We start from the raw sequence: 10,991 nt of genomic DNA on the forward strand, positions 1-10,991 counted from the left end.
GGTCTTTTGGTAAGGGTGTGGTATAGAGGATGCGTTAGGGTAGTAATTATTCGATTGGTGCCGGTTGTTCTTCTTTCAGATTCTTGATCAGCCCCTGTACCAGCTCGTGGTGATTGGCCATGACAAAATAGAAGTCCATGGCGTTGATCCGGAAAGCAACGGCTCGTTCGGGCGCAACGGCTTCGGATGCCTTTACGGTGGTGTCGCTAAAAAGTTCGCCGCGAATGTCACCTTTCCTGAGCCGGGCCACGGTCTCGCCGGCATTGCACAATACGATCTCTCCGTGTGCCATGATCAGGATCGGCGCATTGTGGTCTTCGCTGTTCAGGCGAATGCGCTCGCCCGGGTCGAAGTCCAGCGGCACGATCTTGTCGGCCAGGTCCGCCAGCAGTGAACCATGGATGGAGCGGAAGGCCGAGATTTGTTTGATGAACATGACCTTCTCTATCCACAGGAAAAATCCATCGTTGAGGCCGTCCAGCAACCGGTTGTTCTCGATCGAAGAGTCAATAAATTTTTTGTCGCGGTCGGGCAAACGTTCCAGGATCGCCTGGTAGGCTTGCACATCTTTGTGGTAGATCACCCACGCCGCAGTCTCTTGTAATAGCCGATCAGTATTGAACATCTGTGCCACCAGGCCGCGGCTGATGCGAAACTCCGGCAGGAATGCGGAGGCGTGAATGGCACAAGCCTTCGTCCAGCGGTTGTTGAGGTTAAAGTCGCGGTTCAGGATATAGTTGATAACCTGTACCGGGTTGTAGCTTTCGCGGGGAAAGTATAGCTGCAGTGCTTTGAGCTTGACTGGCGTGCGCGAGTCGTCCAGCAGTGGAAGTAACTTGGGTTTCAGCTCGGCGTCAATGAAAAGGTCGAGCAGCTCCAAGGCGAAGGCGATGTTGTCGGGGTCGTTGGTCTCGATATTGTCCCGCACAAGTTGCACCGATTGCGGGTCGTATAAGATCGAGAGCAGCATATAGAGCTGGTCGTAGCTCTCGGCCACCTCTTCCTCCAGGGCTTCACGCAGGTATTGGAAGGTGTCGGTTTCCGGCAGCTCGTGCAGGGCCGCCATGTTCCAGATGGCCTTGCTCATTTCGGTTTCCAGCAGGTTGATCACGTCGCGCGACTCGCGGCCTTTGGCCTGGTAGTTAATGTACCGCAGGGAGAACAGGATTTGCTTGACGATGCGTTTGTCGGGGTAGTCGGCTTTGCTCCACAGCAGCTCCAGCGCCTGGCGGCCGCCGATGCGACCCATGATCTGCACGATGCGCAGCATCACCAGGTCGCTCTGGCCAGATTTGTGAAAGGCCGCCTCAAGTGCCGGCAGCACGGGCTCACCAGCTTCCTGCAGGGCAGCGGTGGCATGGTGGCTATACCACGGCGAGCCTAACAGCTCGATCAGGATCGGCCAGGTCTCCTGGCGTTTTACTTTACGGGCAGTGTAGAGCGCCTCGTAGCGAACCCGCGGATCGGCGTCACGCAGCAACTCGAGTAATACGAAGATCGTCTTGGGGCCGATCAGCTTTCGTAGCAGTTTGGCCGCGAGGAGCCGGTCGGACTGACGCACCGATTTACTCATACGAAGTAATTTTTCCGGCGCGATGGATAGCACATCGCCGTCTTCCAGCTCGCCGTATGCCTTTTCGGCCAGGGTGCGGATCTCGCTCTTTTCTATTTCGGTGGTAAGCCCCAGCAACTGAATCTTCTCTTGCGCGAACTTGCGCACGGCCGCTGATGGTGGCCGTTCGGCCAGGCGGGTAATAGTGCTTTCAAATACGGCTGGCTCTAACTTCTCCATCAGCGTCAGGCCGTAGAGTACTTTATCTTCTGCTGTGCTGTTGACTTCCTTCTCCAACACCGTACTGAGGTTATACTCTTTTTCGTTTTGGCGTGCATTGCCGCCCTTGCTGCGCACGAGGGCGTTTTGCAAGGTGTGGCGGTAGCTGGCGTGCATGCGGTTGGAGACGAAGAACCAAAACGCCAACAGCGGCACCGTAAACAGGGTGATGTATAACAGGTCAAAGATTTCAACCCGATTGATCAGCAAGATCAATGTACCGGCCAGCAAGCTGGCAAAGGCGGTCACGAGACCTTCAATCTTGGTTTGTACGTCAATGCGGATGTGGGTTTCGATCGGAAGCAGGTATAGCTTAAAAGTAGGGTTGTCAAGCGCATCTTTCAGCGAGCGGATCAGCAGCTTACTGATGGCGATGATCAGGAAGAACACCACAAACAAGTTGTCCTCCGGCGAATAGCCAAAGATTGTACCCAGGATCAAGGCAGCCACGGTAAACAGACCGATGAGCACCGGTGTTACCAGCAGCGAAATGCGCATGCCATATTCACGGATGATGCGGTCTGTGGCGATGGTCTGGAACAAGAAACCGAAGATTACGATCGTCATCTCAAAGGAGGAGATGAAGCTCGCCAGACGACTTTCGTCCATGTACAACGTCGTAACGTTCAGGAACGAATAGTCTACGAAGTTTGCCGCCAGCATCGACACCACCACAAACAACGACATGTAGAGGATGTACCGGTTCTGAATAAAATCACCAATGACGAGCTTCTTGTAGATTATCTTCTCTTCCGCAAACGTACGCCGTTTGTTTAACCATTGAACGGACAGGTATAAGAATGAAACGGTAAAGGCGAGGATGCTGACCAGCGCTATGGTATAGAGATTTTCGGTGTCGGCGTTTTCAGCCTGTAGGTACTGCGTGATCGAGAAAAAGGCGATAAAAGAGGCGATCATAGCACCCATGTCCACGGTACCGATGAGACGCTTGGATTGTCGCAGGTTAAAGGCGCGGCCGAACGCACCCCAGAAGATAAGGTAAATGATGAAAGAAAACGGTGCCAGTACGGTAAAACCGAAGAAGTAAATGCTCTCCGAGTCGTTGAATGCCGACTCGCCAAATTCGATGAAGGCCGTCAGGATAATGATGGTCGTCAGGCTGATGGCGGCCAGCAGCTGGAAGGGGATGCGGTTCTGGAAAAAGTTGTATAACGCAGTGGCTGCCAACGCGAAAGCACCGGAAACAACCAGGGCGACGGGGAGCTCGCGCTGCTCGTCAAAGTATTTTAGAAACAGCGTCTGGGATGCCACGCTGAAAGTCGCCAGGAACATGCCCATGAAAAAGCTCATGACCAGAAGGAGTGCCACGCGGCTACCCTCACCATACTCAACATCCAGAAAACGTAGTATTTGTGCCTTCATGCCAATTCGACGGATAGCCATAAAAATCGGAATATTCCAGGGAATATCCTACCCAAGGATCCCGTGGAGTACTTTTTTGATACCTATACAAGGCATTAGTTCCGAACTTCTTAACTTTGTAACCTCAAGTGATACTTTATATCGGAGTTTAAAAGCGGATTTTTCCCCACTTTTCGTCGAATGGTTATCGACCGGGTGGTTTTGCGTCAGCAGGGACGGACGGCTGGGGGAGCAACGGGCATGTAGGTTTACTTTTCAAAACGCCGAATCTGTGGCATGCCGTGTGCTTACAATAATCCATATTCTTTAGTAGTATTGAAAACCAAAATAGAACCGAGTTCCTTATGATCAAGAAGTGTATTTATCTGTTGCTTTGCATATTTTTTGCAACAGGATCCTTGTTTGCGCAAAGCAACAAATCGCTGGCGGAAGCTGAGCGCTATTTCGGAATCAAGAGCTATGACGCCGCGTTGCCCAAATACCTGGAAGCCATCCAGGCGGGCGAAAAAGATCCCCTGGTGCACTACCGGGCCGGCGTTTGCTACCAGAAGTCTCCTGAGCTGACCGAGCAGATCAAAGCTATTCCGTACTTCGAGTACGCCATCGCCAATGGCAAGGATGTACCTACCACGTTGCACTACGACCTGGGCGACCTGTACCTGAAGGACGAGAACGTGCCGAAGGCTCTCGAGAGCTTTACCATGTTCCGCAAGCTAAGCAACAAGGCCGACAAAAAGGCTATTACGCTTGCCGACGACGCCATTCGCACATGCTCCAACGCAATGGCCCTTATGTCGGTACCGCGCGACTTTAAAGTGAACTACTTCAACTCGATGATCAACACCAAATACACGGAGTATAACCCCGTGGTGTCGGCCGACGAAAGCGTCATGGCATATACTGCCCTGCGCCCGAACACGGGCAAGACGCGCACCGGCGACAAGTTCATCGAAGAGCTATATATCTCGTACAACAACAACGGCACCTGGACGGAACCCCAGCAAATCCCGCTGGCCCACGAATACAACGTCGGTACCGGTGGTATCTCGGCCGATGGCCAGAAGATGATTGTCTTCATGGGCGGTGCCACCGATCCGGGCGGCCTGTATCAAATTGCCAAGACCGGCGAAGCATGGTCAAAGCCGGCATTGCTGACGCCAAACCTGAACACTCCCAAGTACCTGGAGTCTACTGCCAGCATTACGCCCGACGGTAAGACCATTTACTTTGCCAGCGACCGCCTCGGCGGTCAGGGTGGATTGGATATTTACAAGACAACCTTGCAGGCCAACGGCAGCTGGAGCGCACCGGCAAACCTGGGCGTCCCTGTAAACACCAAGGCTGACGAAGATGCCCCTTTTATTCACCCCGACCAGAAGACGCTGTTCTTTACCTCCAACGGTCACAACTCCATGGGCGGACGTGATATCTTTATGTCTAAGCTCGTAGGAGAAAGATGGTCGTCGCCCGAGAATATGGGCTACCCGGTGAACACCACGGCCAATGACAACTACTTTACGCTGATTGCCGACGGTACGCGCGCATACTTCTCGTCTGACCGCAAAGGCGGTCACGGGGGCCAGGATATTTATTACCTCGACATGCCGGCATCCTCCGCAGACATTCCGCTGACCATGATCAAAGGTAAGATCCTCAATGCCGAAACCGGCAAGCCCATGCCGACCAAGATCTACCTGATCGACAACAGCACCGGCAAGAAACTCGACTTCGTATACGATCCCGATCCGAAAACCGGCAACTACCTCGTGATCCTGCCGCCGTCGAAGAACTACGACATGGTGATCGAGTCGGAAGGATTCCTGCCTTATACATTGAACATCAACATTCCGAACCAGACATACTTCTACGAGCTGTACCAGATGATCAACCTGCGTACCATCAAACAATTCGATGTAGTCGTAGGGCAGGAAGTGGAGGTAAAAAACGCCTTCTATGATACCGACCAGGACGTGAAGGCCGACCTGCGCAAAACGCATGAGGCGAAACTGGTACAAGGCGGCAACGTCGATGTATACGATATGATGCTCGACCTGATGGCTTCAGGCGACAAAGAAGGTATTGCTTACCTCACCGATCTGATCCAGATGAAGAATCCGATCGAGGATGTAAACTTTAATGAAAAGGAAAACTCCCGCATCGAAGTAGCATCGCGCACATACTATTACGACGAAAGTGACGAAAGCAAGTTTGAGCAGAAGAAGATCGACGGCAAGACGATCTTCTCGTTGCCTACGTTCAGCTTCTCGGAAGAGGCTAAGAAACTGAAGGATCAGGCCTCCAAAAAGTCTACCTTCGACAAAACATCGCTGACCAAGTTCGTGAAGATCTACTTTGATGCTGGCAAGAGCGATCTGAAAACTCAATATACCGCCCAACTTGACGCCGTCCTGACCGAGCTCAGCAAGTTCCCCGACCTGGGGGTTGAGATCTCGGGCTTCGCGTCGGCAGAAGGTAGCGAAGAGTTGAATCGGGAGATTTCTAACAAGCGCGCCATCGCGGTGTTGGATTACTTCAACCACAAGGGTGTTGTACGCCGTCGCATTGTCGCGAAGGGATATGGGGCAACACAGACAGCGGCTACGGCTTCGAAAGAGGAGGGAAGACGTGTGGAAGTGCGGGTGGTGGATTTGAATGCGTCGGCGGAGAAGAAGTAATTATATGCCTAAATGAATCTAAGAGCCCTGGCAAACGCCGGGGCTTTTATTTCGGATAGCGCTTGAGAAGTATCCACACCTGTTCAAATAGCGGAATTAGCTTAAAGATTCCCTTGTGTAAACAACCTGTTGATCAACAGCTGCGAAGGCAGTATCCGTTCCTGATCATCGAGTGACTTCCAAACAAAATAGCTACCGCGCTTCAGGTACGTAAATCCTGCTTCCGACAGTTGCCGCCCCTGTGCTTTCAGCACATCGTTTGAGCTAAAGTTAAAGGTGCGGATCAGCGGCACGCGCTGTTTGTGCAGAATGTCCACCAGGCTGCGGATGCCGTTGTGTTGAGGGCTCTTGACAGGAGCGAAGATCTGCTCGATATACCCTACATTCGGGCGGGTGTTCACCAGGGCATCAAAGGTACCCGTGGCTGACCGATAGCTACGGTAGTGGTTGCCGAAAGGGTTGTGGCCCAGGCGCCAGGTGAGGTATGCTGTTGTCTCGTGCAGGGTGAAGAGGTCCTGACCGGCATAGAGCCTTTGGAAGGCTCTGTCCTTGTCGGATAGTGGAGTTTCCGTCATTGTCAGATGATCACCGAACAGGCGTTTCAAGCCTTTGAACCACGACAGGTAGCTCAGGCCCAGGATCTTTATTTTGTCGAGTGTTTTATTTTGCTCGTTCAGGCTTTTCAGATAGCGGTAGGCTGCCAACGGCTGCAACACCAGCAGGGCTTGCTCGGTAGCGAAAGGTATGGCAAAGCCTATGCGCTCAAAGGCCTTTTTGGCAGGGGTAAAGCCCCAGATATAGCGGATGCCGGCGGTGCGACAGGCTTCGAACAACAGGTCGTACATGCGCTCGAAGATTTTCTGTCCGCGGTAGGCGGGGTCTACCAGGGTGTCTTCCGACTTGGCGGTTAAGACACGCTCGCCCCGGCCGTTGATCAGCTCAATGGGAATGGCACACTGGATGCCGACGATCTTTATAGTGTCGGTCACGCTGTCATCGATTGCCACGACGTAAATAGCTTTGCCGAACGGACCTTCCAAAAACTCCCATCGGAAGTTTACCAGGGGGCGGTTCGTTTGGTAGATAGCGTTAAAGAAGTTATTGGCTAACTGAATTTCGTCGTCGCGAAGTAAGCGTATCGTAATGGCCATTAGTGAATCGAATACTGGTTGATGATCTCCTGTTGGGAAATCGTTGTAAACTTATTGTCGCGAATATAAGCCAGTATTTTCTTGTATAGGTCCAGGTAGCCTTTAAACTTATAGTTTGTAAAGAAGTTATTATGCCAAAGCACGGAAAGTACGCAGTTTTCCCGGTGCTGGTCGAAAAAACCCAGGATGTCTTTTTCGGCCTCTGCCGGTGTGAATTTCTTGTATTGGAAATACGTGCGGTCCATGACGTGCAAGGGCACCTCTATGAACGAAAAAGGCTTTTGAGCCTGGAAGTTATAGGGGTTGAAGGGCAGGCCATAGTTGTTTCGGAAGCCGGCCTCTTCGGCAAACCCTACACTGGCGTCAAGTTTGAGCCCGGCAGTCTCGATGTCGTGGTAGGCCTGAGGAAGGTGAAACTTGAGATAATGGTAGCGGTTGGAAATTGCGCCGCGCTGGTACTTTTGAAGCTCTTGGGCGAGCGATTCCTCGGAGATACTCTTATGCAGGCCGTTCTCCGATCCACCCGTAGTCACCGCCTCGAACTGGCGCTGCATGCGCGGAGAGTGAAATGTATAGTCGGCATTCAACCCGCCGCGGTTTACGATCCAGAAGAACACCGACCGGCAGTCGTACAGGCTTTCAAGCTTTACAATCTGGTCGATGTTGAGCCAGTCGGGCCGGCCCATTGCGACACGCATCAGGACTGCCAGGAATTGATCGATTCGTCCCTTCTTCAACACGTTAAACCCGTCTTCGATCATGGCGCGGTTTACCAGGTCGATGTCGTGCGAAAGCATAAAGTGTGTCTTCTCTTGCCGGGGTGAGATGCCGGCAGCCTTCGAGATAGTATCAAAGCACTCTTGTACAATGTTCTTGCGGGCGACACCAAGCCGATGCTGGTAACTGCTGGCATATTGGAAACGGCCCAACGAGTCGGGTTGTGAGTCGTTATATTCCTGTAAGGTATTGATCAAATAAAACGCCGTACGCAAGACATCGGGTTGGCCATCTGCCCCGAGGAGCATACACGCCGGACTGAGTGCGTCGTGACCAAAGTCGTTGGGTTGAAAGCCACCACTGATTCGAAAGGTGGCATCGGCTGACGTCCCAATGGTTAGTGCGCCATCGGGCATAGGGGAGAACGTCATGGCGGCACCGGTATGTTTCGACCAGATTTTTAGGATGTATGATATCGGGGGTTGATAGACAGCAACTTCGGGATATAGATAAAACTTGACCATAGGGTGAATTTGGGCAAAAGATACCAATATCTGACGAACCGCAATGGCCGTTGGTAAACTGGGAAGGCGTACGCGGCTGTCGATCAGGCCACCGGAGAAACATGTTGCCTTGTTTTACGTATGAAGGGAATCCGCGATAGCATAAGGTAGCTATTTCTTGCGCCACAACGACTTAAGTGTACGGACAGCGAAGCCTGTGCCGACGATGGCTATGATCGTTAGTATAATAAAGATAGTGATCAATATCCACGATGGGTCCCGCAAGGAAAAAGCAGGACCTGTTTTTTTATCTGCCACCTCGCCCGTGGGCCCAGTCTCATCGACCACGCCGGGGCCATGCGCGCGTTGCTCCGGCGCCACGGTTTCAACCATGCTTGTGGAGGAGAATGCGATGTAGTTCAGTATGTCGGTAATGTCATCCTCGGTCAGAAATTCCATCGATACCATCACCCGCTTGTGATAGCGGTTGAAAAGTTCTTGCGCATATTCATCGCCACTTTGAATCACCTTTTGTGAGTTCTGAATAAACGGTATAAGCCACGCCCGGGGTAGGCGTTTCGAGACGCTGCCCAGCGCCGGGGCATACCGGCCTTCGTAGTGGATAAAATGACACGACGAGCACTGGTCGCGAAACAACATCCGGCCACGCAGGATGCTGCTGTCGCTTTTGACGGTAATCCGGTCGTGTACGGGTGTCTCGTCTACCTGCACGAGCGACTCACGCTCGATATACACCAGAATGGATTGGATGTCTTGCTGCGACAGCATGGGAAAGGTTGGCATGACCTGGTTATTAAATGCGTCCATCATGTGCCGGGCGTAGGGATCGCCGCTTTTTATTACTTCTTCGGAGTTTTTGATGAAGCGTACCAACCACTCCTGGCTGCGTTTCCGGGTGACACTGGCAAGCATCGGGCCGACTACCTCGCGGTGCACGCTATGACAGGCGCTGCAATGCCGGCGAAAGAGCTGCTCGCCGTGTTGTAAGATTTGTGTGGAGTCACCTTGCGGGAGCGAGGTAAAACCATATCCTGCGGACAACACACAGGTCAGGATCGCTACCAGCACGATACGCCAGGGTGTGGAACCAGATGCACACGCGGCGACGCAGGCGTTGAAGAAAAGTAACACCGCGCGGGCCGCCCGGCACTGGCCAAAGCAGCGCCGCTGCGTGAAGAAAGAGCCAAATGCCACGGGTAACCTATCCATAATCTGCCGTCAATGCTGGAAACTATACTCCATACAGGGAAAAATTGTACCCGCACGTCGGTCCGGGCTGTGCCCGGTAGGTTGAAAACCGTATCTTGGGGAGTCATGATCATCCGGAAAATCCTTCGCTACGCCGGCATCACCCTGGCCGTCCTCCTGGGCATCTTGCTCGTATTCCTCCTGATTACTATTGTGCCGCTTAGCCGCACCCCCGTGGGGGAGCAAGCTACGTACAAGACCATGATGCAACGGCTGGACAGCGTGCAACCCCTGGTGTCCGAACAGATGAAGGGATTCGCCGTGGGATTTGCGAAAGTGAATATGACACCGGAGACTCCCATTGCTCTGGCGGGCTACGGCAATCGTATGGGCAAAGTATATAGCAGCGTACGGGATTCCATCTACGTCCGCACGATCGTGATCGACAACGGTACGGCCCGTGTGGCCATTGTCAGTGCCGACCTGCTGATCATACCGCCAACAGTCACTGCGTTGTTACAACGTCAGCTGCCGGACATCGGCTTCCACATAGACAACACCTATCTCGGGGCTACCCATACGCATAACAGCATCGGTAACTGGGGGGAAGGAGCGACGGGCATTCTCTTTGGAAACTATGAGGACACTGTCGTTCAGTTCATCGTCCGTAAGATCAAACAGTCCATTCAAAAAGCATCCGCCAACCTGGTACCCGCTCAGTTGCGGGCGGCAGAAATTCCGGTGCGACACGCAGTGCTGAACCGGCTGGCAAAAGGCGGCGCGGTGGACTCGCTGCTGCGCGTAGTAGAAGTGCGCCGTGCAGACAGCACCCGGTTGTTGCTCATGAGCTTTACCGCGCACGCCACGTGTCTGTTCTCGAAAGACCTGGCGCTGTCGCGCGACTATCCGGGCGAGCTGGTAGACCAGATGGAAAAATCGGGCTACACGTTTGCCATGTATATGGCCGGCGCCGTAGGCAGTCACAAAGCGGCTGCGCCGGAGTATGGCGAGCCATGCATCGACTGGATGGCCACGACGTTAAAAGATACTTTCCAGGCCCATCGAAACGACCTGCAGCCCCTGGCGGACACTACGCTCGGCATGTACCGTGTGCAGCTGGCGTTGCCTCGGCCGAACGCCAAGGTGCTGGAGGATTGGGGAGTGCGTCCATGGTTTTTCCGCGCGGCATTTGGCGAATACCCGGTATACCTCACAACCTTGCGGATGGGCAACCTCATCATGCTGGGCACGCCTTGTGATTACTCTGGTGAGCTTACCAGACCCCTCGACTCGCTGGCAGCCGTTCGCGGCCAACATGCGATGGTCACCAGCTTCAACGGCGGTTATATCGGCTACATCACCAACGACCGCTACTACGATAAAGATCACTACGAAACCCGCCTCATGAACTGGTACGGTCCCGGCAGTGGCGCGTATGTTACCTATTGCCTGTATCGCCTGCTGGACCAGACATCGCCACCGATTGAGTAACGGCTATCGGACTTCCCGTCCGTGTGCATTA

At 53.3% G+C, this 10,991-nt stretch carries 6 protein-coding genes; 2 read left to right on the forward strand and 4 right to left on the reverse strand.

What is annotated here, in order from left to right; all coding sequences use genetic code 11:
- Positions 1–46: 46 nt before the first annotated feature.
- The gene (locus KK062_RS07150; RefSeq protein ID WP_254083580.1) at positions 47–3,235 is read right to left on the reverse strand and encodes a HEAT repeat domain-containing protein; all 3,189 of its coding nucleotides are present in this window, start codon (positions 3,233–3,235) and stop codon (positions 47–49) included.
- A gap of 323 nt (positions 3,236–3,558) precedes the next feature.
- On the opposite strand from KK062_RS07150, the gene KK062_RS07155 reads away from it, so the two are divergent.
- Positions 3,559–5,889, forward strand: coding sequence for an OmpA family protein (locus KK062_RS07155; protein WP_254083581.1), 2,331 nt, complete (start codon positions 3,559–3,561; stop codon positions 5,887–5,889).
- 101 nt (positions 5,890–5,990) lie between these two features.
- On the opposite strand, the gene KK062_RS07160 is transcribed toward KK062_RS07155, so the two are convergent.
- From KK062_RS07160 to KK062_RS07170, 3 genes are all read right to left on the reverse strand, one after another.
- Positions 5,991–7,040 (reverse strand): GNAT family N-acetyltransferase, encoded by a 1,050-nt coding sequence (locus tag KK062_RS07160; protein ID WP_254083582.1) that lies wholly within the window; start codon positions 7,038–7,040, stop codon positions 5,991–5,993.
- A complete protein-coding gene (locus KK062_RS07165; protein WP_254083583.1) occupies positions 7,040–8,281 on the reverse strand; it encodes a DUF7033 domain-containing protein in 1,242 nt (413 codons plus the stop codon). Before KK062_RS07165 ends, KK062_RS07160 begins: the two co-directional genes overlap by 1 nt.
- Before the next feature lie 150 nt (positions 8,282–8,431).
- A complete protein-coding gene (locus tag KK062_RS07170; protein WP_254083584.1) occupies positions 8,432–9,490 on the reverse strand; it encodes a c-type cytochrome in 1,059 nt (352 codons plus the stop codon).
- 105 nt (positions 9,491–9,595) lie between these two features.
- On the opposite strand from KK062_RS07170, the gene KK062_RS07175 reads away from it, so the two are divergent.
- Positions 9,596–10,960 (forward strand): neutral/alkaline non-lysosomal ceramidase N-terminal domain-containing protein, encoded by a 1,365-nt coding sequence (locus KK062_RS07175; protein WP_254083585.1) that lies wholly within the window; start codon positions 9,596–9,598, stop codon positions 10,958–10,960.
- The last annotated feature ends 31 nt before the right edge of the window (positions 10,961–10,991 follow it).

Origin of the sequence: Dawidia cretensis (assembly GCF_018598175.1) — a bacterium.
Taxonomy (GTDB): Bacteria; Bacteroidota; Bacteroidia; order Cytophagales; family Cyclobacteriaceae; genus Ohtaekwangia; species Ohtaekwangia cretensis.

Excerpts from the sequence above, each read along its gene's own strand:
- KK062_RS07150 (WP_254083580.1), bottom strand. The coding sequence starts at position 3,235 with ATGGCTATCCGTCGAATTGGCATGAAGGCACAAATACTACGTTTTCTG.
- KK062_RS07155 (WP_254083581.1), top strand. The coding sequence starts at position 3,559 with ATGATCAAGAAGTGTATTTATCTGTTGCTTTGCATATTTTTTGCAACA.
- KK062_RS07160 (WP_254083582.1), bottom strand. The coding sequence starts at position 7,040 with ATGGCCATTACGATACGCTTACTTCGCGACGACGAAATTCAGTTAGCC.
- KK062_RS07165 (WP_254083583.1), bottom strand. The coding sequence starts at position 8,281 with ATGGTCAAGTTTTATCTATATCCCGAAGTTGCTGTCTATCAACCCCCG.
- KK062_RS07170 (WP_254083584.1), bottom strand. The coding sequence starts at position 9,490 with ATGGATAGGTTACCCGTGGCATTTGGCTCTTTCTTCACGCAGCGGCGC.
- KK062_RS07175 (WP_254083585.1), top strand. The coding sequence starts at position 9,596 with ATGATCATCCGGAAAATCCTTCGCTACGCCGGCATCACCCTGGCCGTC.